Below are 26158 nucleotides of genomic sequence, written 5' to 3'. Positions count from 1 at the left end.
CACAGATGGATTAAAAACTACAGTGAGACTTTGGTAATGAAACCTACTCAACAAAAAAAATTCGACAAAGTGTCGTTCCAAGAAAGTGTTAAAAAGCATTTATCAGCAACATACGCAACAACAGTAGATACTGCCGATAGCCGTTCATGGTATCTAGCAATGGGCCGTGCGCTTGCTGAACTAACAACATTCGATTTGTTAGAAACAGAGAACGATGAAAAGATTAAAAATGCAAAAAGCTTAAACTATTTATCGCTTGAATTCTTGATTGGCCGTCTGACAGGTAACAACCTTATCAGCATGGGTCTGTATGAAGAAATTACAGGCGCTATGGAAGAGTTAGGCCAAAATCTAACTGACCTTCTAGAAGAAGAACGCGACCCATCACTAGGTAATGGTGGTCTTGGTCGTCTAGCTGCTTGTTTCATGGATTCTTGTGCCGCTCAAGAATACCCAACAGTAGGTTACGGTCTTCACTATGAATACGGTCTATTCAAACAGTCTTTCCAAGACGGTCGTCAACAAGAAGCACCAGACGCATGGCGTGGTGTTGAAGGTTACCCTTGGGAAGTTGCTCGTCCAGAGCTAGCACAACACATTGGTTTTTACGGTCATGTAGACGTTGAATTCATTGACGGTAAAGAAGTACGTACTTGGGTTCCAGGTATGGAAGTAAAAGCAATGCCTTGGGATCTACCTATCGTAGGTTACGAATCAAACACGGTTTACCCACTGCGTCTTTGGGAATGTCAGGCAATTGCACCATTCTCACTAGCAAGCTTTAACAACGGTGATTACTTCGAAGCGCAACACTCGCTCATCGATGCAGGTAACATCACTAAAGTACTTTACCCGAACGACAACCACGAGAAAGGTAAGACACTGCGTCTGATGCAGCAGTATTTCCACTCAGCAGCGTCTGTTCGAGATATTCTGCGTCGTCACGAAGCAGCAGGTTTCTCTTTAGAAGATCTGCCTAAGCAAGAAACGATTCAGCTTAACGATACGCACCCAACGATCGCAATTCCTGAATTGATGCGCATCCTAATCGATGAGAAAGGTCTATCTTGGGACCAAGCTTGGGAAATCAGTGCTCACACGTTCGCATACACGAACCACACACTACTTCCAGAAGCACTTGAGACGTGGTCTGAATCACTGATTCAACGCCTACTTCCACGTCACATGGAAATCATTTTTGAAATCAACCACCGCTTCATGCAAGAAGTTCGCAAGATGTGGCCTGGTGACGGTGAGAAGCAAGCGAAGCTTTCTATCATCCAAGAAGGTTTCCACCGCATGGTTCGCATGGCAAACCTATGTGTGATTGGTTCTTACAAAGTAAACGGTGTAGCAGCACTGCACTCTCAATTGGTTAAGAAAGACTTGTTCCCTGAGTTCAACGAAATCTTCCCAGGTAAACTGACTAATGTAACGAACGGTATCACACCACGTCGTTGGTTGAAGTTCTGTAACCCAGGCCTATCTAAGCTAATTACTGGTAAGATTGGCACTGAGTGGCCTGCTAAACTTGAGCAGCTTGAAGGCATCGCTAAGTTTGCAACAGACGCGAAATTCCAAAAAGAGTTCATGGCTGTTAAGAAAGAAAACAAACAGCGCCTTGCTGATTGGGTTTCTGAAAACATGGGTATCGAACTTGATACTAACGCTATCTTCGACGTGCAAATCAAACGTCTACATGAATACAAGCGTCAGCATCTAGATTTGCTACACATTCTATCTCTGTACCACCGTATTCTTAACGAACCTGGTTTCGAGTGTGAGCCACGCGTATGTTTCTTCGCAGCGAAAGCAGCACCGGGTTACCACCTAGCGAAAGAGATCATCTTCGCGGTTAACAAGATTGCAGAGAAGATCAACAACGATCCTCGCATCGGTAACAAGCTTAAAGTGGTATTCATCCCTGACTACCGTGTAAGCATGGCTGAAATCATCATCCCTGCAGCAGACGTTTCTCAGCAAATTTCACTTGCAGGTAAAGAAGCTTCTGGTACGGGCAACATGAAGATGGCTCTAAACGGCGCGTTAACTATCGGTACGATGGATGGTGCGAACGTTGAGATTCGTGAAGAAGTTGGCGATGAAAATATCTACATCTTCGGCCTAGAAGTTGAAGGTGTTCAAGCTCTGAAAGCTCAGGGTTACAACCCATACGATTACTACAATGCTGACCCTTTACTGAAAGCATCGTTAGATTTACTGACTGGCGAAGAGTTCACTCCAGGTCAACCAGGTCTTCTACGTGCAACATTTGATAGCCTGCTAGATGGTGGTGACCCTTACCTATGTCTTGCGGACTTTGCATCTTATGTTCAAGCTCACGAAGATATGGGCAAGCAGTACAAAGACCAAGCAGGTTGGGCTAAGAAAGCGATTCTTAACACGGCATTGGTTGGTAAATTCACGTCAGATCGCTCAATACGCGACTACGTGAACAACATCTGGAAACTAGAAGCAGTAAACCGCTAATAGAAAGAAGCCAAGGTAACCATTGTTGCCTTGGCTTTTCTGACATTGATTTCAATTGTCATTATAAAAAGAAAGACCAATAGATAGTTTTAACCCTACAAAAGTGAAGGCGAAAGAAGTACCTTCGGAGAGAGCGATGAAAGAACAATCAGTATTAAAACAAGTCGCGGAAATGGCGAATCTTGCCGATAGCTATGTAAGCGCGTGGGGCGACGAAGCGGCTGTATCTGATGAGACAATTTTGAGCTTGTTAGCTGCGCTAGGCTATGACACCACAAATGATCAAACTTTGTTGAAATCAGCAGAGAAAAAACACAAAAAAGACGTAATTGACCCAGTTCTTGTTTTGCGTGACGGTGAGCCAGTAGAAGTGGCTTTGAATCTAGGTGTTAGTGCTCGTGAAAGTGAGTTTAGCTGGCGTTTAGAAACCGAACAAGGAGAGGTACTTGAAGGCTATCTTCAATCACAAGTTGTTCGCGATGAACGCGCAGAGGGTGGCCCTTTAGTGTTTGCATTGCCAAGTGATTTGGCATGGGGATATCATAAATTAATCATTAATCGTAAGCGTCGTAAAACACCTTATGTGATGACGCTGATTATTACACCTAAATCTTGTTTCAAACAAACTGCCATTGAAAATGGTAAAAAGATGTGGGGACCAAGTGTTCAGCTATACACCTTACGCACTCAGCATAACTGGGGTATTGGTGATTTTGGCGATCTGAAACAACTGGTTAGCGACATTGCATCACGTGGTGGTGATTTTGTTGGTTTAAACCCAATTCATTCACTATTTCCAGCGAACCCTGAAGGGGCTAGTCCATACAGCCCGTCGTCACGTCGTTGGTTAAATATTCTCTACATCGATGTGAGTTCAGTACCTGAGTTTGCGTTGAGTGCAGAAGCTCAGCAACAAGTAGGCAGTGCCGATTTCCAACAGCGTTTACAAAAAGCGCGAGAATCTCATTGGGTAAACTACACAGAAGTTGCAGCTCTAAAAATGAGTGTTTTACCGCTTCTATTTAATGAGTTCAAAACTCGTCATTTAGATAAAAACACTGAACGAGCAATGGCATTCCTAGACTTCATCGAACTTGGTGGTGAAAGCCTAATTCATCAAGCAGCGTTTGATGCGCTACATGCTGAATTACATGCTGAGAATTCGGATATGTGGGGCTGGCCTGTCTTCCCTGAGAAATACCGTCGCTTTGAAAATAGCGCTGTACAGAAGTTCATTGCTGACAACCAGGATAAAGTACAACTTTACATGTACTTACAATGGCTTGCTGACGCTCAAATCAATGAAGCTCAAGCACTTGCTGAAGAGAAAGGCATGGCGGTAGGTCTGTACCGTGACCTTGCTGTAGGTGTTGCTGATTCAGGTTCTGAAACTTGGGCTGATAATGGCAACCTAGTCATGGATGCAAGCATCGGTGCTCCACCGGATATTCTTGGACCACTAGGCCAAAACTGGGGCTTACCTCCGCTAAACCCACAAGTGCTAGAAGAGACTAGCTACGACGCATACGTTCAACTGCTTCGTGCAAATATGAAACATTGTGGTGCGTTGCGTATTGACCATGTACTTGGTCTGTTACGCCTATGGTGGATTCCAAAAGGTGAAGACGCGACCAAAGGCGCATACATGTACTACTCAGTACAAGACATGCTTGCGATCCTTGCTCTTGAATCTCACCGTTACCAGTGTTCTGTAATTGGCGAAGATTTAGGTACCGTTCCTGATGAAATCGTTGATATTCTTGCTGATGCCGGTGTTCACTCGTACAAAGTCTTCTTCTTCGAAACAGCAGAAGATGGCGGGTTTATTTCACCTGAGCACTATGCGTCACAATCAATGTCGGCACTATGTACGCATGATATGCCAACGCTTCGCGGATTCTGGCACTGTGATGATCTGAAAACGGGTCGTGAAATCGGTTTGTATCCAGATGAAGCTCAGCTTGAAACACTATTTAGTGACCGTTTAGAGTGCAAGCAAGGTATTCTAGATTCTGTAGCATGGCACGGTTTCTTGCCTGAAGGTGTTGGCCGTGATGCAAGCCAAGTCCCTATGGATTCATATTTAAGTGAAGCTTTGCAAGTTCATGTTGGTGCTGGTTCTTCAACATTGCTTAGCGTTCAACTTGAAGATTGGTTAGAAATGGACAAGCCTGTAAACATTCCGGGTACGGTTAATGAATACCCTAACTGGCGTCGTAAGCTAACAATGAACCTGGATGAAGTGTTCAGTCGTGAAGACGTAAATCGTATCTCTTCACGTTTGACAGAAGTGCGCAGTAAAGCGAGCAAATAAGATGATTGAATAGAGTGCGATAAGACAAAATACCAGTAGTTTCCTGCGGTTGCAGGCGAAACTATCGCTTTGGTCACTCTATCATGAAGCGTAGTCCTGTAAAATGGATTGTCGTTATAATGCCCGCACATTTAGCGGGCATTTTTTATATATAATTTTAATATTTTTTGAAGTTTGGTTAGGGAGAGAGTTTTTGAAAATAACAACTATTTCAAAGCAAGAACAAACATACAGTCAACTTTCTCAAGCTTCGTTTGCTGACCCGTTTTCTTTTTTAGGCCCGTTTATTTCGCCAGAGGATGGTGCATTACGAGTTTGGATTCCGGGCGCAAATAAAGTTGAGTTAGTTATCGACAAGGAACCTCGAATTGAATTAGAACGCGATCAAGAGAGTGGCTTTATTCTTAAGAGTAAGCGTGATCTGCGTTTTACACATTATCAATTAGCCATTGATTGGTCGGGTACCGAGCAGGTTCTTGATGATCCGTATCAGTACCATGAATTGTATGCCGAGTATGAAGCGCTTCATACGCCTAAAGAGATGTACAAGCAAATGGGTTCGCAATTCATTACTCTTGAGCGTGATGGTAAATCGATCTCAGGTACACGTTTCTTAGTTTATGCTCCGCATGCTACGGCAGCGAGTCTAGTGGGTAACTTTAACTCGTGGGATGGTCGTCGTTTTCCAATGCAGCGTTTAGATTACGGCATCTGGGGACTGTTTATTCCAAACCTTGAGGAAGGTGCTCAATACAAATTTGAGCTGAAAGGTCCAAATGGTGAAGGTCTACCTCATAAAGCCGATCCATGGGGCTTTTATTCAGAGCAATACCCATCATTTTCATCTATTACTTATGACCATGACCGTTATGAGTGGCAAGATGAACAGTGGCAAAACCGCCCAGTAACTGAGAAACGCAAAGAAGCGTTATCATTTTATGAACTGCACGCTGGTTCATGGAAACGCGATGCGAATGGAGAGTTCTTAAACTATCGAGATCTTGCCGCAGAGCTTATTCCATACCTGACAGGTTTAGGTTACACACACGTTGAATTAATGCCCGTTTCTGAGCATCCATTCTTTGGTTCTTGGGGTTATCAACCGGTTGGTTTATTTGCACCTACCAGTCGTTTTGGTTCACCTGATGACTTCAAATATTTCGTCGATCAATGTCACCAAGCAGGCCTTGGCGTTGTGCTGGACTGGGTTCCAGCTCACTTCCCATCGGATGATCATGGTTTGGCTAATTTTGATGGAACGCCACTGTTCCATGATCCAGATCCTCGTCGAGGTTGGCACCAAGATTGGAATTCATACATATACGATTTAGGTCGTGAACATGTCCGTCGATTCTTAGTGTCGAATGCACTCTATTGGGTTGATCAGTTCCACATTGATGGCCTACGTGTAGACGCGGTAGCGTCGATGCTTTACTTGGATTATTCACGTAGCCATGACCAGTGGATCCCGAACCAAGATGGTGGCAACGAAAACTATGATGCGATAGCAACCCTGAAATGGATGAACGAAGAAGTGTACAAGCACTTCCCGAATGTGATGACGATTGCTGAAGAATCGACTGCGTTCCCGGGTGTCTCTGCGCCTACCTTTATGGGAGGCTTAGGCTTTGGATTTAAGTGGAATATGGGTTGGATGCACGATAGCCTTTCTTATATTCAAGAAGATCCTATTAACCGAAAATACCACCATAATACCATCACGTTCCCGCTTGTTTACGCTCATAGCGAGAACTATGTTCTGTCTTTGTCTCATGATGAAGTCGTATATGGTAAAGGTTCAATCCATAATAAAATGCCTGGCGATGAGTGGCAGCAAACGGCTAACTTGCGTGCGTACATGGGTTATATGTACGGTCAACCGGGTAAGAAGCTTAACTTTATGGGGGCGGAATTTGGTCAAACTGCTGAATGGAATCACGATGACCAATTGCAGTGGTTCTTACTTGATTACCCTCGCCATCAAGGTGTGCAGACGCTGACTAAAGATCTGAATATGTTGTACCGAGAGCAAGCGGCAATGCATGATCAAGATTTTGACCCTAAAGGGTTTGAATGGAGACTTCAAGACGCAGAAGAAGCGAGCATTTTAGCTCACGAACGTATCAGTGAATCTGGTGAGCGAGTACTTGTGATCAGTAACTTTACGCCAGTACCCCACGAAGCGTTCCGCCTTGGTGTACCGACGGATCATAGCTACGAATTACTGCTGAATACTGATGACACGAAATATAATGGTAGTGGCTTTGAGGTGATGCAAACGGCTCAAACGGAAGCGATTGAAAGTGAAGGCTTAGCGCAGTCGCTATCACTTCGTATCCCACCGTTATCGACCGTCTTCTACAAAAAGTGCTAAATATATCGTATTAGACTTTAAATCTGAATGACGACAAAACCCAACTTCGGTTGGGTTTTTTATTGCTTCGAATTCATAACTCAAGTAGAACTTAACGTTAACTTACATAAAAACAGATAGGATAAATGCATGATCACAGCACTTTACGCCTCCATTTTAGCCAGCATTATGATTTGGCTGGCGATAGAAGTCATTAAACAAAGACGCAGCAACAAAGTTGCGTATTCGGATGGTGGAGTAGAAGGGTTACAAATCGCTAGATCGGCGCAAAGTAATGCAATGGACTATATTCCTATTACGCTTATTTTGATGGCTTTGGTTGAGTTTAACGGTGCGCCTTCATGGCTGCTGCATCTTGTAGGAGTGGTATTCGTGATAGGGCGCGTGATGCATGCGAAAGGGTTATTGAAAGAGAAGATGTCGGGCCGGGTGAATGGCATGAAACTGACTTTTTTAGCGATGGTGAGCTTGATCGTTTTGAATATTGTTTATTTGCCGTTTGAGAAGTTGTGGTAGAAGTGAGGAGGAAAACGCAGATGAGAATACCACCAGCATGGGTGATAGTGCTTTTTGGGTTGATCCTTAACATTCTTGCGATTATTACGTCTAGCTTAGTTTTGGATAAACAATCTGCGGAACTTGCACAACTTGCTGAGCAGAAAGAAAGTAACATGTATTCGATTCAGCTTTCTTGGAATAGCATTGAAACATTAGAACGCAAGCGTGAATCAATCTTATTGCATGTGGATAAAACCGATTTAGAGTCTGCCTTTACCAGTTCGGTATTGGATGAAGTTTTACGCGGGCAACTGGCGGTTTGGGTTGGGAAGGAAGTGCCTAAAATTAGCATTGAAAATCTATCTGAAATAATGACGCTCATTAACTTAGCACAACAAACTCAGCGTGACCGAATTGATGACTTCTATCTTGATAATGTTGCGGTTGCTGAGTTGATGCAAGTGACGAGCGACAACATGGCTTTTTATAAAAATATCGCTCTGTTTTTGCAAATATTTGGTTTGGCGTTGATCTTAGCAAGAGATCTTGCGCGTAAACCGAATGCGACACAGTCGTTAGATCATCATGACAAAAAATAATTGGCAAAAAAGAACGAACGTGCTAAAAACGGAGTGTAAACATAAGTCTGGATAATGATGAGTAAAGGTAAAGTAACCAAAGATCATATTCTCAATTGCGCATTTGAACTGGCGAGTAAGAATGGATTAGAAAGTTTAACCATTGGCGAGTTAGCCAAAGAGTGCGGGATGTCTAAAAGTGGTCTTTTTGCTCACTTTAATTCTAAAGAAAACCTGCAATTGTCGGTGTTGGAATTCTCTAATCTGATTTTTACCCAGCGGGTGATAGCGCCTGCGAGGCTACTGGGTGATGACAATATTGAGGCTAAATTAAAAAGCTTGCTCAAAAATTGGCTGGGATGGAATCACTCTTTTCAAGGTAGCTGTATGTTTATCGATGCGTGGAAAGATGCCGGAGCGGATGTTTGTGCCATTCAACAAGCATTGCAAAAATCCATCGCGACATGGATTCATTACTTAACCATTCAGGTAGAAAAGGGGGTTGATAATCAGCAATTTCGTGCTGATTTAGATCCACAGCAAGCCACATTTGAATTGTATGGTTTATACCTCAGCGCCAACTTATTTTACTCTTTGCAAGGAGAAGACGTGAGCCAGCGCCACTTTTGGGAAGGGGTAGAGCGTTTGATTTCTAGTTGGAAAATTCCCCAATAGAGGCACTTGCGACATCCAACATAAATTATAATGTAAGGGAGGCTTACCTCCTTTTTTAATTTTCATAAAAAGCACGGTCGTTCTTTTAAATTGATCTTGTTTTTGTTCATAGGCTGAAAGGATAAGGCACATAGATGAGCGAAAAAATATATTTTAACACCTCAGGCAAGTTCAGTTTGAAGCGCACTTTAGTCAACGTGACTACTCGGTTGCATCATACAGTGGCGCCTAGTCATGCAAAAAAAACGGCGCGTAAATTACTGTTAACCCCAGCTCGAACAGAAGCGAAAAACAGCCAACCGCAAGGGTTAGTATGCGGTGAAGTCGAAAGTAAGGAAGGGACGTTAAAGACGTATACCCTAGGCGCTGGCCCTGTATGGGTGTTAACTCATGGCTGGTCTGGAACGGCGAGTCAGTTTTATCCGCTAATGGAGCATATCGCGAGCAAAGGGTTTACTGCTTTGGCTTATGATCATCCTGCGCATGGCGGCAGCGATGGTGTTTATGGGCATATTCCCGCATTTGTGAATGGACTTGAAGCTGTTCTTGATAGCGTAACAGAACAACCCGTAGCTGGTGTGATTGGACACAGCATGGGAACGGCATCGGCTTTAGAGTGCCGCCACGCGAAGATTCAAAATGTGCCTATGTTATTAATTGCGCCTGTGCTTGATTATTTGGATAACTTGTTTGGCAGTGTGGCTCGATCTGGCTACTCAATGAAGCTATTTGAAGCGATTGTGTCTGAGTTACAAGAGCAATATCACTACCCACTTCAATCTATCGATCCACTGCAAAAACTCCGTCAGAGAGAGGCGCAGACGTATATCGTTCATGATCAGAAAGATAGATTTACTAAGCATGAAGTCTCGCAGCAGGCAGCCAATGAAATGGACAAAGTAACGCTTGTGACGACTCAAGGACAAGGCCATGGGCGCGTTATGAAGTGCCAACAGGTGATGGAGAGTTTCGATAAGTTAATTTAGCGTTCATCGACTCAATAGAGAAAAGCCTAACGACAGTGATGCGTTAGGCTTTATTTGACCGCTACAAAACGTTAGCGAGCCATTTCGCTATTTAGAGACAGAGCAGTTTGCTTCCCCAATGAGCTTCCATACTCCCCACTTGCCTGATTGACTTGGGTTTTCACCTGTTGTCCACCATTTTGCTTCCCATGTTTTCGCGTCGTGTGTCACTTGATTCCCACCAGTATATATCGCTGATGAATCCCAAAGGTTGGTACAGGTATCGCCACCATCAGTGATCTTTTTGAGAACGATGACAGAAACCGAGGCTGATGAACTCGCAACACCATCACTCACGTTAACAGTAAAGTTTAGCGGTGTGTCTTGGGCATATTCTGCGGCAGTGAAAATCACTTTATCCCCTTGAACCGTCGCATTAATGCTTGGTGGTATCGTCCAAGTAAAGCTGAGTACATCTTGATCCGCATCGCTTGAGGCTGAAGCATCAATGATAACGGAATCACCAGCGTTGACGGATGCTGGTGCCAAAATTTTAGCTTCTGGCGGAGTATTGATCGGGGTTGTGTTTTTAGGGTTAACTGTCACGACGATCTCATCAATGGCCGTTGCGCCTTCATTGTCGGTGACCGTGAGAGTAAAGACTAAGCGTTGCTGTTGACTGACTTCATCAATGGCAAACTTTGCTTTTGCTTGGTTAGCATCCGTTAATGTTACTGTCTCACCCGATATCTGTTTCCACTCATAAGTGCGGATAGTGCCATCCATATCTTTGGACAAAGAGCCATCAAGAGTTACTGTGATTGGACCTATCAGGGTTTGATCAATCCCTGCATCAGCGATGGGTTTTTTGTTGTGAGGAATCGTTGAACCACCCGCTAACCCTTCATGCATCGCATTTAGAATGTCACCGTTATCAGCGTCGATTTCCCAAGAAAATAGTCCGGCCAATCCTAGGTCACGAACGTAGGCTCCCTTAGCTTTAACTGAGCGTGCATCATCAAATGTGATGAGCTTACCTGAAGAACGGTTCCAAACGTAGGGAGCTTCTGCAACTTCATCATAACCATACTCAAAACCATTAATACCTTGGCTGTTTTCTCCAAGCATATGGTTTTTGATCCCTTTGTAATCAATGACACCATCTTCCCACACGCCTTGAGCGGTACTCCCTTTGAGCTTGCCGTTACCTACGCCTGTCATTGGATCGTTCGGATCTGTCAGGCTAGATGGCATTACGCCTTCCCAACCTCGGCCATACATGGCTGCGCCAAGAACTAACTTATTCGCTGGTACGCCTTGCGCCAATAGCAGTTGAATACCGTTGTCTGACGTATAGGCTGGGCCTTTAAAGGCTTCTCCATTTTCATCGACACCGGAGCCATCGCATTGGCCTGGCAACATGAAATTTCCGCAATGTAGAGCGGTTTGATGACCTAATACATTGTTCCAGCCACCATAAAAATCGTAAGTCATGGCAAAGATGTAATCCATGTATTGGATCGCCTCACCGTAGTTAACATCCTCGATCTTATCGTGACCCACACCGATCGCTGAAGTTAACTCATAACTCTTGCCTGTTTCCGTTTGAAGCTCATCTAACATGGTGCGTAGCTCTTGCATTAAAGCGACATAAGCCGGACCATCATTCACTGGATCGCCTAGATCAGGCGCGGCACCACCGCCTCCTGGGAATTCCCAGTCGATGTCAACGCCATCATAGAACTTCCATGTAATGAGGAATTTTTTAACAGAAGCCACAAAAGTGTCGCGATTGGCTTTGGTTGTAAAGTCAAAGAAGGGATCGGAAAGCGTCCAACCGCCAATTGAAGGAATAATTTTAAGATCTGGATTGCGCTGCTTCATCGCCATCATCATGGCGTAATTACCTTTAATCGGCGTGCTGTATTCGTGGCCTGCTTGTTTGAAGCTTTTTTGAAATGCAGCCCAAGGATCGTGAATAACCACTTCGTAATCGTTGACTCCGTTACAAGCTGTCATTAAGGCGTTGTAACTATTCCCTCCCACGGTTTTTACTGATTCGTTAGGCCCACAAATTGGAATGAAACCGTATAAAATATGCGTGAGATTATCGACCGGAAGGTTGTCCACTGTATAGTCTCGACCATAGATACCCCATTCAACAAAGTAAGTACCAACTACTGTGTTTGGATCCGTGTTGTATGACTTATTGTTCGGATCGGTATTCATTGCTAATGGTTTTAAGTGCGATCCATCTGTATCTGCAATGGTAATTTCAGCAGGTGCGCTACGACTACACCCTGTTGCGTCGCACGCCTCAATTTCCATTTGATACAAACCACCTTTCCCGTATTGGAAGCTGGCCGTTGTTTGGCTGCCTTTAATTGGCCCCGTCGCGACTTCAATGCCATCAAAGTAGATTTTGTAAGTATCGCCAGAACTTCCACTCCACTGATTAAATTTAACGTTAATGGTGGCTAAGTCGTGGTATTTCACCATCTGGTTGTAGCCAGAAGTGGTTTCCATTGCGAGTTCAATTTTTGAAAATTGTAGGTTATTCGAGCCGTACATATCAATGCTCGGGGTAGCAGGTGCCGCTATTACTGCACTTGAAAGAGCAGTGGCAATGCTTGCTGCGCACAAAGTAAAACGATTCATAATATTTATCTCATCCCTTGAATAAGAACGTCCAAGAAAACGGTATTCCCAAAAAATGGAACTTGGAATACAGGGGTATTCTTGGAAGAAACATAAGCTGTTTTTCAGATATTGAAGAACATCAAGGCTAGTATTTGAGATACTTTATTTTTTAGGCGAAAAATTAAAATGCTTTTCGAGTGAGGCGGAAAAAAGAGAAACCTACAAACATGTTTTTGCATAAGAAAGTTTATCTTCAGTCCAAGTTTAATTGACGGTCTTAAAAATAAATCGCTGATTTAAAGGTACTAAATTGATACTGTTTTAATTTGAAATATTCATAGGCTATCGCCATCCAATCATTATTGGATGGGACATTTGTAACGTTTGAATCGATCTATTTCGATGCATTGAAGTGCTCAGAAAGCGCCTTTCCTCTGCTTTGTATCGCATTGCTTTGATCATCCTCGATAGTATGTTCGTAGCCTTTTTTAATAAAGGTAACTCTCGGTTTACGAGGAACAATTCTCAATAGTTGTGGTGAAGAAAAAGTGCCTGATAGTTCGTAGGTGGTTTCACCTGCGTTGGTTTTAATATGGATTTTTTTGCCATCATAATCAAATTTAGTGCTGATTAATCGATGGTTATGTGTGAAACCCTTCGAAGAAAAATTCAGTATATCGGTTTGATATTTTGGAGCGCCAATTTCAATCCAGTCACCATATATCTGTTCAGGATTGACGTGATCCTGATAGGATGAAAAGAGAAAATAACAAGCCACTGAAAACACAGCGCTGCCAAATAAAATGAAGCAGACGCGAATAAGGAAAATGGATGAGCGCGTTGCCTTTGTTTTAGGTGTTTTCGTCATGGAGATCCTGCTTGTGCGCACTGGACGTTGAGAGCGGTATTGTGCGGTAGATGCCTTAGTATAGCTTGTTAATCATTGAGCTGAATAACAAGATAACCTTGTAAAAATATTGACATAGTGCTCAATAATAAGGGTAACGCAATGTGTCTCGCTGAAAGATTAGTCGATTGAAATACTTGTTTACGGATAAAAAATCAGATACAACCTGAATTCACATCGAAACAATCGCTCAAATAGGACAAGGAAAGCATATGATTAAGGAAAATATCTACTTTGAGGGCAATGTTAAATCATTGGCGTTTACTCAACAAGATGAGACAAGTAGCGTAGGCGTGATGGCTCCTGGGGAATATACATTCGGGACGGCGGCACCAGAGAAAATGACGGTCGTAAAAGGTGCGTTAACAATACAACGCGCAGGTGAAAATGAATGGACGACATTTTCATCAGGCGAATCATTTAATGTCACAGGTGATTCATCATTTGATTTGAAAGTCGAAGTGACGACTGCCTATCTGTGTGAATATTTATAATTTCTGCTGATAGCGTCGCTTGAAGAGAGAAAAAACCACGCTCATCGCGAGCGTGGTATATAAGACGGAAAATAATCGTTGGCAGTGGAATGTCATCGTTATGCGTCTTAAATTGACTCTCAAAATAAAATTAATAGCGTTCGAAAGCCCCTGAGTTGTAATCTTGTATGGCTTGCTCTATTTCGGATAATGAATTCATCACAAATGGGCCGTAGTGGACAACGGGTTCATTGATAGGTTGACCCGAGAAAATTAGAACACCGCTATCTACGTTGGCCGTTAGTTGGGCATATTCACCATGAGTCAATAGCGCCATCTCCCCTTGATCTACACTTCTGTCACCAATTGATATTTTCCCTTTATAGATAAAAATCATCATGTTATGTGTAGGATTTGTTTCTAATTTGACCTGGTCTCCGCTATCTGAACGCCAATCCGCGACGGTAACAGGAACGCTTGTTTTATCTAACGGCCCAGCTAATGGTTGGCTATTAGCGTTTAAGTTTCCTGAAATGACGCGGATCAGTCCGAGCCCTGATTTCTGATGTTCTGTTATCGAATCTGATTGAAAATCATGGTATTGAGCAGGCTTCATCTTGTCGTGGGATGGTTGGTTGATCCAAATTTGAAAACCATGCAACTGTCCCTCTTCCATAATCGGCATTTCACTGTGGATCACTCCGCGCCCTGCTGCCATCCACTGAGCCCCGCCACTCATGAGCTGACCGATGTTTCCCATCTGATCTTTATGTTGAAAATGGCCATTGAGCATGTAGGTGAGAGTTTCTATTCCACGGTGTGGGTGCGGCGGAAAACCACCTATGTAATCCGCTTGTTGATCCGACTTTAATTCATCCACCATTAAAAATGGCGAGAATTTTGCATTATTGAACCCAGCAACACGATGAATTTTAACCCCATCCCCGTCAGAAGTGGCCTGAGATGGGATGATACTTTGAATCGTTCTTGGTGTAGACATGATGCACTCCTGAAGGTTTCTTTGATGAAAGAAGTGTAAAGAATTGATGAAGGGAAGAGCACGTTGGATTTCTGAGTATCTTGTTCAACTTTTTTGAATGAACTGAGTGGCGGTTTTTTTACTATACTTATGTATTGGTGGAATCGACTCGAGGAGGCGTATATGGCTGTACAAGCAAAACACAATGATAGTAGCAGCAGTTATGACATGAGTAATGACTTCACAACAGATCAAAGGCAGAGATTTGCGCAAGTTGCAAATAAAGCGGATAAGCGTCGATACGGATTCGAGCAATCTAGCTTTATTGAGAAAGCAAAAGTCACAGCAATGAGGCCTGTTATCAAGCGAAAACCGAATAAACCAGATCACATAAGATATGTGGCTTGGTTGGTGGTTATCGCAGCATTCTCTCTCTGGGTAATGTATATGACACGTTAGCGTTTTTTCATTGATACCACATTATGTGCTTCTGATATTTGGGACATGGGCAAACTATGATAATTTTGTTCGTGATTGTCAGCAATGTCGAGACTGTCAGGAATGCAGTTTTGATAAAAACTAAAGCGGTTTTTGCCTGAATGTTTTGCTGCGTACATGGCTTTGTCTGCGCAACGAGTGAGTTCAGGTAAATCCTCAGCATCTTGAGGAAATATGGCAGCTCCGACACTGACTGTTAAGCTATTGATACGTTCGTGGCCATTGTAATCATGATCAAACAGGTGACAAATACGATGCAGTATTTGGTTTAAATCTTGTTCTGAACGCACATCATAGAGCAGTATAATGAATTCGTCCCCAGCGTAGCGGGCGATTGAGTAATCTTGATTATCAGTTTTTCTATCTTTGGTTCTAATGTTGTTTTTTAAACGTTTAGCAAAATGTTGTAGCACTCGATCACCGACATCATGACCATAGTTATCGTTAATTACCTTAAAGTCATCGATATCGATAAAAATGAGTGCCGTAATGCCTTTATTCGCTTCAATCTTAGTTAACTTTTGTTTTGCCCAATTCTCAAAACTCCATCTATTTGCAAGGCCTGTGAGCTGATCCATATAGGCAAGATCTTCAATCCCTTCTTGATAAAGACTCTGTATGTAGTTGATGATTTTTGCGTAATAATAAGCGGAAGTATGACAAATCACACACATTGCTAGAAGGCTAAATAAAAACCGACTAGCCGCATAAGTGGTCGGTATCTCAATCACACCTGAGAGCACAGTGATGGACGATATGAGAACAAAGAATGACGAGCTTAACATTAAGCCTATACGAAATTCGTTGATAAAGATAACGGCGGCGAGAATTGGGTATAGCCACAGCAGGTGATCGGATACAGTTTGGCTATAAAGAAAAAGGACAACGCCTTGGATCAATAAAATGCTGCTTAAAATAAGGTCGGCATAAGCAGGTTGTTTTTTCCGGAGCACGTAGATGCTATTCGCTAATGCAATTCCTGCCCAGATAAGATCAAATGTTCCAAACCAATAGTTGTTTGTTGTGAAGTAAAGAACGCTATAGATAAAAAAAAGGCAACAAGATGCAATTGAACATATCAATACGATTTTTCGTTTTCGTGTAGAACGAATATCGGCCATCTCTTCTAAATGTCTTCCTACAAGGTGAGTCATATCCTTTTGATCTCTATTTTGTTGCAAAACTGTTGGGTTGAAGTTTGTATCAAGTTAAGCATTTTGGGCGCAGTTCACAATATTTCATATGTGATAGATCTCATTGTTTGAGCAGAACATTATAAGGTAAATTTAATAAGCCACTAAATTCATATAGTTAACAATGTGTAAAATTAACTTATTTTTTAAGGTGTAAGATGAAAATTTGACTTATAGGTTGTAAGTGGAACAATAAATGGGTTTTATATAATTTGAGTCTGATATGGAAAATAAATCTAAGTTTTGGCAACGGGGAAGGTCAATATTGGCACTCTCTACCTTTGCACTCTCTCCCTTGGTATTGGCAACCTCGCTGGCTAACGCTGCAAATATTGAAACGGTTCCGGTTGTTGGGGGTGTCTTTAATTCAGCTCAAGTTTTTAAAAATCATGTGGTTTCATCTATCACTTATTCGACTCGTTTTAGTCGAGATGCTGCTTTATTTACAATCGCAGGCGTGACGCTTGATACTTATATCCTCACATTGCCGTTAGATGTAAAAACCAAAGCCAGAGTGATGGCTCAACTATCCGATCCCACCTACTCAATCCCACTTGGGTATTTTTTATATAGCTATTACGATCGCTATGCAGGGCTCAGCTCTGATGATGTCTTCAAAGCCTATTTAAAAACACGTTACGATGAATCGACTCTCGCCAACTTTGAACATAGCTTATTTCAATTATCCGATTCTTCAGAGCTTGAAACAGATCAAAGCTTGCATGCTGAATCTGATTCGAGCCATCACCAAGGGCTCAAAGTCGATGATCAATTTATCGCCTCGATGGTCGTTATTTATGATGCTCTCGTACAAATTGGTCAATGGCAAAAGCTGGATACGTTACCTGATAGTTATACTTACCTAACGAACAGTCGTAATGATTTAAAAATTATTAATACAATCCAACCCATTACTATCGATTTGCTAGCACAAGCAGAACTTGGAATGGGTGAGGGTGACATGAAAGCCGCAGTGAAAGCGGTATTGCAGGATGCGCTGCCGGAAAACGCGGGTAAAGTGAATAATAAAGCTCAGGCGTTAACCGTGACTTTGATTGATTTTGTGCGATTAAATGTGTTGAAAGCGTATCGGCAATTTATTTATCAGCAGGAGCGCGAAGAGGCTCTCAATAATTGGATGCAGCAAGCATTCGATGATGATCCTACTCAGTTAACTGATTTTCTTGAATCTCAACAGAAGCGTCGGTTTGCCGTTCAGGTGACCGTTGACGGGTTACAGCAAGGTTTAGTCGAAGGTTTAGTTGATCCCTCCTCTCCGTTCATCTCAGAAGCTTACAAAGCCCACCAACAACGTGCTGATATGAAACCTGTGAAAGAACCAACAATTGAACCTGAGCATCAACAGCAAGTTAAATTTATGCAGAGATTGGCCGAGCAGAGTTATCAAGATCCGAATTATTTGCCATTTTTTAAACGATTATATACTGACTACCGTGATTCCATTGTGCAGGTCGGGGTCTCATCTACTCCGACAATTAGCGTGCGAAATTTACCAATTATAAAAACAGGCGCTAAGGTTTCAGGAGATAAAGGCACAGGGATCCCAAATTTCCATTTTGTCGATCGAGAACAAGATCGAGCCTATTACTTTTTTGGTAATGATGCCTTACAGCTTGATCGGCTAATGGCGGATAATCAGGTAAAAACTATGTTTGACCGCTTGGATTACCTTAAAACCCTCAATTGCAATGCTCAGTATGATTGGAATGCTCATACAACCTATGACGGCTTGGTGAACCTTGGTCTGGGGGAATCACAACGAGATTATGGAGAAAAACGGTGTGTTCGCGAGCTGCAAGAGCGGTCGAAAGTTGAAATTCAATTGCGCAGAGGTCGAACTGAGTTACTGGAAGATATTCAAGCATATGAAAGCATTTCGACGTTTGATTTTTATACAAAACTCACCATGAAATGGAAAGTTGAGCAGAGCATTAAACGATTGGCGCAACAAGATGGTAAAGGTATGCCTGATTTTACTCTGATTTATAACCCGTGGCCTGATCACTTTGCTCATTTTACCGGACCTTTCAGTGATGAAGTCATTATGCCCACAGGTGAGTTGAATCGTCTGGATTACTGGTTGTCGGAAATTGAAAAAACCTATCAAGAGGCGGGTATTTATGACCAAACATTATGGGGAATGGCGGGCGATCATGGCCTCACGCCAGTATTTTATGCCTTAAATCCAGAGAAAGTGGTGTTCGATGAATTGGCTCAAGATCTTGGATACGATTTGAATATCATGAAAATATCTTCTGATGAAGGTGAAGGTCCTAAATTCACCAATGCTTTGAATTACCCAAGCAGCAAACAGCATGATGTGATTGTGGCATCAACGGCTGGTGGTAATTTTATGTTGGATTTCTTCAATTCCCAAGAAGGATGGAAAGTACAACCGACTTACCAAGAATTGACTCAATGGCAAGCGGCTAATACGCCCAATGGTGAAAGTATCGATATCGTCAACGAGGTTGCTCAGCGCTTGAGTGAGACTCTTGATTATATGGTGATACGAGAACAACCGTGCGATTTAAACCGATGCAAAGTCAGGTTGGTCGCAACACGCAATGGAAAAAGAGTGGATGAATTTATCACTAGGATCGGCGATAAGCGTTACTACTATGCACAAGAAAATGAGCCAGCTCAGGTTCCTCGTCTGTTAGGCATCCAACAGCTGAATCCATATATCCCAGCGCCTTCAAAAGAGGCATTTCACCACTATGCCCAATTGGTGGATCAATGTCTGTATCGTGCGAAAGAGAGTGATGTGACGACATGGTGTAACCAGCAACAATGGCGTGAGTTGACCCGTTTTAGTATCAAGCCAGATTCTGTGAATCAATTAGCCGCCATTTATGAAGAGTCACGAGCGGGCACAATTAATCTTTTTCCCAAGTCGGGTATTGGATTTAATACCAAAGTGCCAGGTCGTCATGCTGGTGAAGATTATCTCGAAAAAGATGCGTTTCTTGGTTTTTGGGGGAAGCCAATTGGCAAGAAAGCAACACCACTGTCGATAGAAGAGAATGGTTCATTAGCGCCAACTCTGTATGAGTACTTAACTGGAGAACCGATTGTGGTGGGTGAGGATGGTTGGGGTTTTCCGTCTCTACTCAATAAACTCGATATCCAATAAGCTTGATATCCAATAAACATGAACTTTAATTGATAATAAGGTTTTTTATGGCTAGAAAAAGGTATGAATAGTTAATTTGTTTGAGTGTAGGTTGCCATATTGTGGTTATTTTGTGCGATACTGGTCAGATTAGTAGAGAACCAAGTGTTCTTACATTACAGCCGCTAATTTTATAGCAATGAAGCTAAAAGGCTTATAAAAAGGAGTTCCAAAATAAATGAGTGTTGAGCAAGCTTATTACTTCAGTGTTGCGTTGATAAACTTGGTATTTGCTCTTGCTGGAACTCGCGTTAAAGAGCTTGAAAGCAACTCCCATTCAATTCAATTTTTTATGATCTCCTTTCTTGCGTATTTTGTGAGTTGGTTTATTTACGTATTTGAAGTAAATATATTTTTGGAAATCTTAGCGGCAGTGTCTGCTTCAATTTTTGTGTGGGGAATGGTGGTCTTTAGTTCGAGGCGATGTGGTGTCAACTTGCCTTGGGTTGTTCCTGTGGGCATGTTTTGTCTTCAAGTGCTCGCTCAAATATATGCGTTGATGGTTTCAGATTTAAAGAGTTATCTGCATGTCAGTAGCGTATTTCTTCCTATCGCATTTTGTGCCATTAGTTATATGTTTTTAAAATTGAAAGTGAAACGTCATCCATCGGATATTATTGTCGGTTACGCTTTCCTTTTCATGACAGTGGTGATCATCGGTCGCTCAATATTACTTGAAGTATCTCCAGATTTATTTGCGCGTTCGAGTCTCTATTCACAAATCATTTGGCCTGCTTTTTGTACTACCGTTGGCGTATTTACGTTATTGAGCTATACAGAGGAAGCGCAAATTGAATTAGAAAAAGAATCCAATACGGATCTTCTTACTGGTTTATATAATCGGCGTATGTTTGATACTAAATTGACGAACGGTTTGGACTATATGGCACACACTAGCCATTTTGGTGTTCTTATCTATTTTGACTTGGATGGGTTTAAACCGATAAACGATCAACTTGGGCACTATATTGGTGATGAAGTGCTTGTGGAGCTTGGGGCAAGGTTAAAGCGATCGGCCCAAAGGCATGAAGTGTTGGCAAGGTTAGGCGGGGATGAGTTTGCCTTATTGCACACACATTTAGGCAAATCTGAGGAGCAAGCGAAAGAGAAGGCCGAGAAATTAGCCTTGAAGATGCAAAAGCTCGTGAATATACCTATCCAATATGAACAGCATACGATTAAGGTGTCGAGCAGTATTGGTGTGCATATGATTGCACCGGGTAATCAAAGTGAGAAAGATATACTGACAAAAGCCGATGCTGCGATGTATCAATCAAAGGCGATCAAAAAAGGCAGTATCACGTTTTCGGGAAACGTTGTTAAGGTTTGATGTCCGAAGGGAACCTGCAAATTTTTTATCCATACGATTAAAAACCTGATTAGTCGATAAATGGCGATCCTGATTTAATACTGGCAGATATTTTTTGTAATTTAATCTGTCGATTTAAGGTATTAAAATGTTTGCAATAGATGATCAAGTTGTCGCGACTAAAGGTGTGGAATTAGGTCCAATGGTTGTAACGGGTCAAAGCAGTGGTGGCAACTACACGCACGTTCAAGTTGATGGGTACAAATTAACTTACCCAACACGCGACTTGAAAGCAGCATAATTTACCGGACTACTTCTCCAGAAAGGTACTATGCTGATAAACAAAAGGTGGCCCTATCCATGGCTACCTTTTTTTGTATTTGGCTATCTGTTGCTATCTGCTGTGATGGCTAACTGCTGTAATGATGACTGCTGTCATGATGACTGCTGTCATGATGACTGCTGTCATGGTTACTTTCCGACAGATTCCCACATGACATGACACTCTTCTTTGGCAGCCGCAGTGAGTAATGCAATTAACGGTAGTGCTCGATTATTGATACTAACGCTCTGCTCAACAAGGTCATCACCGTTGTCATCGAGTTCTGAATCGTTGAGTTCAGATGCTCTCTGTTCTTTTGCGACTGCTGCTTTTAATTGAGAGAGTGCAGTGGCTACTTCCGATGCCTGAATCGCTCCTGGAACGGTTCCACTGTGCCCCATCATCTTTAACATTTGTAATCCAACGTCACCAAACATGGTGATATCTGCATGAGCTTTACAACTGAAAATAATGAGCATATTAATCATCCTTTTTGTGGTTGGAATATACGATGGTTATTCATCCTAGTGATATTTGATCCATGATGCAACGTATGGGATACCGCCGTTTCATGGTATTTATGTGTGATGTTCTTAATCTGGATTAACATTTATCATTAATATTATTGATAACATCCTCGCTTGCTGATTGACACAGCAAAAATGAACAAAAAAGAACAGCTATGCGAATACGTGGCTGTTCTTTTTTGCCTTTTAATATCCGGAAATTATGACAATAAATGTCGAGAGGGTTGAGTTTGAGCACTTTGTTTTCTGAAAGCCAAATTGGCAGCATGACTTTAAAAAACCGTTTCATTCGTAGTGCGACATGGGAAAACATGGCGACAGAAGAGGGGCATATGACGGATAAGTTATATGCGATCTATGAAGAGTTAGCGAAAGGTGAAGTCGGCTTAATCGTGACGGGTTACGCCAATATTGTAGAAGAAGAGAAGCCTAACGCTGGAATGATGGGGATGTACAATGATTCCTTTATCGATGAATACCAGAAACTGACGGATTTAGTCCATCACTATGATTCAAAAATAGTGATGCAACTTGCTTATGGCGGAACGAAAACCACATACAACGTTGGTGAGCGTCTAATTTACGCCCCGAGTGAAGTATGCGAAATAGGTACCCAAACTCTTGGCAAGGCGATGACTCAAGAGGAGATAGGTTACATCGTTCAAGCATTTGCGCAGGCGGGAAGAAGAGCAAAAGAGTCAGGGTTTGATGGCATAGAAATACATGCTGCCCATACATATTTGATCAACCAGTTTTTGAGCCCATACTACAATCGCCGTGAGGATCAATATGGTGGTAACCTAGATAATCGCATGCGATTCTTGCTTGAAATTTATGCTGAAACAAGAAGACTGGTTGGCGATGAATTTCCTCTTCTAGTGAAATTAACGGCCTCAGAGTTCTTTGACGGTGGGCTTACTTTTGATGAGACGCGGCTTATTTGTCAGAAGTTAGAATCAATCGGAGTGGATGCCATTATCATTTCTGGCAATATTCACGGTAAAGCCAACACATTAATTGGCGAACATTTTGATGGGTATACCATTCAAGAAGAGGGGTATTTTCACCAATATGGTCATGCGATTAGTGAAGAGGTGGATATTCCGGTTATTACTGTCGGAGGTCTAACCGATATTAATGCGATAGAAGAGATTGCCAATAACACAGGTATTCAGTATTTCGCACTATCGAGACCGTTACTCTCTGAACCGAGCTTAATTAAACGCTGGAAAGAGGGAGATCGCTCACCCGTTGAATGTGAACGATGTTCAAAGTGTCGAACGAAACGAGGTAATTTTTGTGTGGTGAATAAAGAGAGAAAGCAGCAGCTCGCTCGCCTATAAATCAGATTTAGAGTGGTTAAATGCGCGTAAGACTGGAAGCGAGTAGAAGAGGAAGCGAATAGAGTAAGAACGATCAGGGCTTAGAGTGATCTGAGTCCTGACAGGAGATAATGTTATCCATTCGGGTTCATCGAATACCAGCGATCAAGTAACTCTTTTCCATACACAACTTCCGTTTGCATGTGCATTATCATCAAGCACGCTGCCAAAATCGCACAGACGATATTAAATCGACTTGAATACCGAGCGCGGGTAGCCTTATCCCAGATCAACATGTTGAGTATCACCAGCATAAATGGGTGGGTGAACATGAGTAAGATGAACAAACCGAGATAATTTGAAATCGCCATTGACGACATAATTCAATCCATTAGTAGCAAAGACAAATACAACTTAATGGATTGAAAAGGGCTTGTACGGACAAGAGTTAAGCTTATTTATAAAATCCGACGAGCCTATCTTTTCTGTAATCTGTTATTGATATAAAGCATGATTTATTTTCTTGCTCAGTGTTCTGATGAGGGGTCTGTAACCTTCTCCATCACATAATTGGTTAAGGTCTGCCCACGAACCTCAATGACTTGTGAGTGTTTGACAATAAAACCAAAATGTTCGTAAAAAGGTCGAGCAGTAATACTGACTTCAGAATGGAAGCGAGCGATTCCTTGTATTTCTCCTTGGGCAAAAATGTGCTGCATAAGCGCGCGCCCAACCCCTTTCCCTTGATATTCATGATGACAAAAGAAGTGATCAATGAATCCATTTTCTTGTAAATCAGAGTATCCAACAATCGTTCCGTCGTATTCGGCAATGAAAGGCTTTAAGGTTTTCATGCGTTTTTGCCAAATTTTAAAGTCAAAATCGTCAGGGGCCCAAGCTCTCACTTGCTCATCAGAATAGTCACGGCAGTTAATATTTCGGACTGTGTAGAAGAATAGCGCCCATGTCGCTTTTGCATCGTCGTCACGGTAATGTCTAATGGTTAGCATCGTTTCCCTTCGATTGTCTGAGCCTATGAGAGCGCAATGGTTAAAGGCGGTTTATCCTGCTTGCATTGCGAGAATGGTTTCAATATCAAGCGTGTCATGGTATTGAGAGAAAGCAACTTCTTTCGATTTGATCGCGAGCATCGACATGCGATCGGCAAGCTCGTTTCCTTCAACGCCCACGTGCCCATTGACATGTAGAATCTTAATTTTGCTTTTTAGTTGCTGGTAACGCGCAAACATCTCTTGGATAAGCTCTAGATTTTTAATCTCACCACCTGCCTTTTTCCATCCTTTCTTTTCCCAGTTCGCTGCCCATTGAGTAACGCATTGGATTGAATATTTAGAGTCGCAAAAGATCACCGTGCTTTGGTTCGCTTCTGTCTCTTTTTTAGCCATGATTAATGCTTGGTTTAACGCATTGAGCTCTGCGGTGTTATTGGTGCCATTCGGATTGAATAACCCAAGCCAAAGAGATTCAAGTTGGTTTTGTCTATAAACTGCCACTCCAGAGCCCGCTTTGCCAGGGTTTGGATCGCAACCGCCATCGGTGAATATTTTTACCTCGGCATTTAAAGCCAAAATTTCTTGAGCAGTATAGGTTTTCACGCTATTTGCTGCCGGTTTTTTCGCTGTACTACTTCGAGAGCTGGTGGCGCTGGAAGGGCTGCTTTTACCGCCAAAAGCACTTTCTGCTTCTGATCGAGTCTTGAACGATTTGTATCGAGCACCATTGAAACCATCGACGTGGCTTTTACACGTTGCCCAATCGGTAAAAATACCCGTTTGTCGTCCTTTCCATACTACATAAAATTTTTGTGCCATGCTGACCTCTGTCTCGTTGATGACTTCAATATAACGTGCAAGGTTACGTTGACAAAGCAAAAGAGCGAAACGACCGTGCAGGTGTTCATTTATAACGCGGTTTACTTATTTGAATAACGCTCAAGAAACTGATGCGCTTCTTTTGGCGATCTGATCTGAATGAAATTGATATGTTGATAGCGCTTGTCATTCATCATTGAGAGGTATCTATCTCTATTTTTTGCGTAGGTTTTAATCGTCCATAAAATGATGGAATCTGAGCTCATAAATGACTTACGAAACGATTCTTTGTTGCCCGTTTCCGGCCATAGCTCTTTTCCGCTTAAGGTGCGTTTGATTGCCCGGGTAATCGCTTGGTAGAGAGTGCGGGAGAAAGAGTAATCTATCCAAATAATCGTATCCACATCTTTCCATTTCGTTGCTGCGGTACGGTTGTAGTTACCATCTAACACCCATGCTGGCTGATCTAATTTATGGCGTAATGCAGCGAAGAACTCGTCATCGCTGGGCTCTTGCCATTGTGGTTTCCAGTAAATTAAGTCCATTTCTAGGTAAGGGTAGTCGAGTATGGCGGCAAGCTGTTGGCTGAAGGTTGTTTTTCCGCTACCACTTGTGCCAATCACGTTGATTTTATGCATCTGTGACTCCACGGGAAATAAAGGGGGCGAAATTATAAATGACTATTTTATGAGCACCAGTGAAGAGTGGAAAAATAACGTTAAGTTGTGATGTTAATCGCTACTTGGTTTCTGCTCGCGCATCTGTGATAATCTTTGAGGACAAATAACCACTTAAATAAGATATGGCACCCATGAAACTATTAGTTCGCAACCTTGCTCGCACAACGACCGCTGAAGAATTGAAAGCACTTTTTGAAGAGCACGGCACGGTTGTTTCTAGCAATCTAGTTCTTGATGCAGAAACTGGCCAATCGAAAGGATTCGGTTTCGTAGAAATGCCGGAAATTGAAGAAGCAACAAAAGCGATGCAAGCGCTGAATATGACTAAAATAGCGAAAAACACTATTAGAGTAAAAGAAGCAAAAGCTTATTAATAGCATTTCGGT

General features: G+C 42.4%; 23 protein-coding genes. 14 read left to right on the top strand and 9 right to left on the bottom strand.

Annotation, left to right across the window (positions count from 1 at the left end; all coding sequences use genetic code 11):
* Positions 1-36: 36 nt before the first annotated feature.
* From OCV39_RS15985 to OCV39_RS15955, 7 genes are all read left to right on the top strand, one after another.
* Positions 37-2490 (top strand): glycogen/starch/alpha-glucan phosphorylase, encoded by a 2454-nt coding sequence (locus OCV39_RS15985; protein WP_017052248.1) that lies wholly within the window; start codon positions 37-39, stop codon positions 2488-2490.
* Between the two features lie 136 nt (positions 2491-2626).
* Positions 2627-4804, top strand: a complete 2178-nt coding sequence (gene malQ / locus OCV39_RS15980) for a 4-alpha-glucanotransferase (protein ID WP_017052249.1) — start codon at positions 2627-2629, stop codon at positions 4802-4804.
* 193 nt (positions 4805-4997) lie between these two features.
* A complete protein-coding gene (glgB, locus tag OCV39_RS15975) occupies positions 4998-7178 on the top strand; it encodes a 1,4-alpha-glucan branching protein GlgB (protein WP_261889975.1) in 2181 nt (726 codons plus the stop codon).
* Positions 7179-7307: 129 nt separating this feature from the next.
* Complete coding sequence (locus OCV39_RS15970) at positions 7308-7694, top strand: MAPEG family protein (protein ID WP_171755554.1); 387 nt, start codon at positions 7308-7310, stop codon at positions 7692-7694.
* A gap of 20 nt (positions 7695-7714) precedes the next feature.
* The gene (locus tag OCV39_RS15965; protein WP_261889974.1) at positions 7715-8275 is read left to right on the top strand and encodes a DNA mismatch repair protein; all 561 of its coding nucleotides are present in this window, start codon (positions 7715-7717) and stop codon (positions 8273-8275) included.
* Between the two features lie 57 nt (positions 8276-8332).
* A complete protein-coding gene (locus tag OCV39_RS15960) occupies positions 8333-8929 on the top strand; it encodes a TetR/AcrR family transcriptional regulator (RefSeq protein WP_113798772.1) in 597 nt (198 codons plus the stop codon).
* Between the two features lie 134 nt (positions 8930-9063).
* The gene (locus OCV39_RS15955) at positions 9064-9915 is read left to right on the top strand and encodes an alpha/beta fold hydrolase (protein WP_113798546.1); all 852 of its coding nucleotides are present in this window, start codon (positions 9064-9066) and stop codon (positions 9913-9915) included.
* 87 nt (positions 9916-10002) lie between these two features.
* On the opposite strand, the gene OCV39_RS15950 is transcribed toward OCV39_RS15955, so the two are convergent.
* Together OCV39_RS15950 and OCV39_RS15945 are read right to left on the bottom strand one after the other, a co-directional pair.
* Positions 10003-12552 (bottom strand): glycosyl hydrolase family 18 protein, encoded by a 2550-nt coding sequence (locus tag OCV39_RS15950; RefSeq protein WP_261889973.1) that lies wholly within the window; start codon positions 12550-12552, stop codon positions 10003-10005.
* A gap of 376 nt (positions 12553-12928) precedes the next feature.
* Complete coding sequence (locus OCV39_RS15945; RefSeq protein WP_113798542.1) at positions 12929-13402, bottom strand: DUF2850 domain-containing protein; 474 nt, start codon at positions 13400-13402, stop codon at positions 12929-12931.
* Between the two features lie 251 nt (positions 13403-13653).
* On the opposite strand from OCV39_RS15945, the gene ppnP reads away from it, so the two are divergent.
* A complete protein-coding gene (ppnP, locus tag OCV39_RS15940) occupies positions 13654-13935 on the top strand; it encodes a pyrimidine/purine nucleoside phosphorylase (protein WP_113798540.1) in 282 nt (93 codons plus the stop codon).
* A 130-nt stretch (positions 13936-14065) separates the two neighbouring features.
* Here the strand turns inward: ppnP and OCV39_RS15935 are convergent, their stop codons facing one another.
* Entirely contained in the window at positions 14066-14914 is an 849-nt protein-coding gene (locus tag OCV39_RS15935) for a pirin family protein (RefSeq protein ID WP_261889972.1), read from the bottom strand.
* A gap of 162 nt (positions 14915-15076) precedes the next feature.
* On the opposite strand from OCV39_RS15935, the gene OCV39_RS15930 reads away from it, so the two are divergent.
* Positions 15077-15352: a hypothetical protein gene (locus OCV39_RS15930; RefSeq protein WP_017053821.1), complete on the top strand. Its 276-nt coding sequence runs from the start codon at positions 15077-15079 to the stop codon at positions 15350-15352.
* Here the strand turns inward: OCV39_RS15930 and OCV39_RS15925 are convergent.
* Complete coding sequence (locus OCV39_RS15925; protein WP_261889971.1) at positions 15349-16545, bottom strand: GGDEF domain-containing protein; 1197 nt, start codon at positions 16543-16545, stop codon at positions 15349-15351. The two genes, OCV39_RS15930 and OCV39_RS15925, sit on opposite strands and share 4 nt — an antisense overlap.
* 262 nt (positions 16546-16807) lie before the next feature.
* On the opposite strand from OCV39_RS15925, the gene OCV39_RS15920 reads away from it, so the two are divergent.
* From OCV39_RS15920 to OCV39_RS15910, 3 genes are all read left to right on the top strand, one after another.
* Positions 16808-19741: an alkaline phosphatase family protein gene (locus OCV39_RS15920; protein ID WP_261889970.1), complete on the top strand. Its 2934-nt coding sequence runs from the start codon at positions 16808-16810 to the stop codon at positions 19739-19741.
* A 217-nt stretch (positions 19742-19958) separates the two neighbouring features.
* Positions 19959-21110: a GGDEF domain-containing protein gene (locus tag OCV39_RS15915; RefSeq protein WP_113798529.1), complete on the top strand. Its 1152-nt coding sequence runs from the start codon at positions 19959-19961 to the stop codon at positions 21108-21110.
* A gap of 127 nt (positions 21111-21237) precedes the next feature.
* A complete protein-coding gene (locus tag OCV39_RS15910) occupies positions 21238-21390 on the top strand; it encodes a hypothetical protein (protein WP_017053817.1) in 153 nt (50 codons plus the stop codon).
* A 170-nt stretch (positions 21391-21560) separates the two neighbouring features.
* Here OCV39_RS15910 and OCV39_RS15905 read toward each other — a convergent pair whose 3' ends face one another.
* Positions 21561-21890 (bottom strand): DUF1840 domain-containing protein, encoded by a 330-nt coding sequence (locus OCV39_RS15905; RefSeq protein WP_113798527.1) that lies wholly within the window; start codon positions 21888-21890, stop codon positions 21561-21563.
* 278 nt (positions 21891-22168) lie between these two features.
* Here OCV39_RS15905 and OCV39_RS15900 point away from each other — a divergent pair, with 278 nt between their 5' ends.
* Entirely contained in the window at positions 22169-23281 is a 1113-nt protein-coding gene (locus tag OCV39_RS15900) for an NADH:flavin oxidoreductase (RefSeq protein WP_261889969.1), read from the top strand.
* Between the two features lie 113 nt (positions 23282-23394).
* On the opposite strand, the gene OCV39_RS15895 is transcribed toward OCV39_RS15900, so the two are convergent.
* The 4 genes from OCV39_RS15895 to OCV39_RS15880 form a co-directional block, all read right to left on the bottom strand.
* Positions 23395-23640 carry a hypothetical protein gene (locus tag OCV39_RS15895; RefSeq protein WP_017053814.1) on the bottom strand — a complete coding sequence of 82 codons (246 nt, stop codon included), beginning with the start codon at positions 23638-23640 and terminating at the stop codon, positions 23395-23397.
* A gap of 147 nt (positions 23641-23787) precedes the next feature.
* A complete protein-coding gene (locus tag OCV39_RS15890; RefSeq protein WP_261889968.1) occupies positions 23788-24270 on the bottom strand; it encodes a GNAT family N-acetyltransferase in 483 nt (160 codons plus the stop codon).
* A 51-nt stretch (positions 24271-24321) separates the two neighbouring features.
* Positions 24322-25092, bottom strand: coding sequence for a ribonuclease H family protein (locus OCV39_RS15885; RefSeq protein ID WP_261889967.1), 771 nt, complete (start codon positions 25090-25092; stop codon positions 24322-24324).
* A 101-nt stretch (positions 25093-25193) separates the two neighbouring features.
* The gene (locus tag OCV39_RS15880) at positions 25194-25730 is read right to left on the bottom strand and encodes a P-loop NTPase family protein (RefSeq protein ID WP_261889966.1); all 537 of its coding nucleotides are present in this window, start codon (positions 25728-25730) and stop codon (positions 25194-25196) included.
* Between the two features lie 173 nt (positions 25731-25903).
* Between OCV39_RS15880 and OCV39_RS15875 the strand changes: the two genes are divergently transcribed.
* On the top strand, positions 25904-26146 hold the full coding sequence (locus tag OCV39_RS15875; RefSeq protein ID WP_261889965.1) for an RNA recognition motif domain-containing protein: 243 nt from the start codon (positions 25904-25906) through the stop codon (positions 26144-26146).
* The last annotated feature ends 12 nt before the right edge of the window (positions 26147-26158 follow it).

The sequence above is a fragment of the Vibrio cortegadensis genome, assembly GCF_024347395.1.
Classification (GTDB): Bacteria; Pseudomonadota; Gammaproteobacteria; order Enterobacterales; family Vibrionaceae; genus Vibrio; species Vibrio cortegadensis.
Note: the sequence above shows the minus strand (reverse complement) of the source record. Positions and strands in the feature narration are given on the sequence as shown.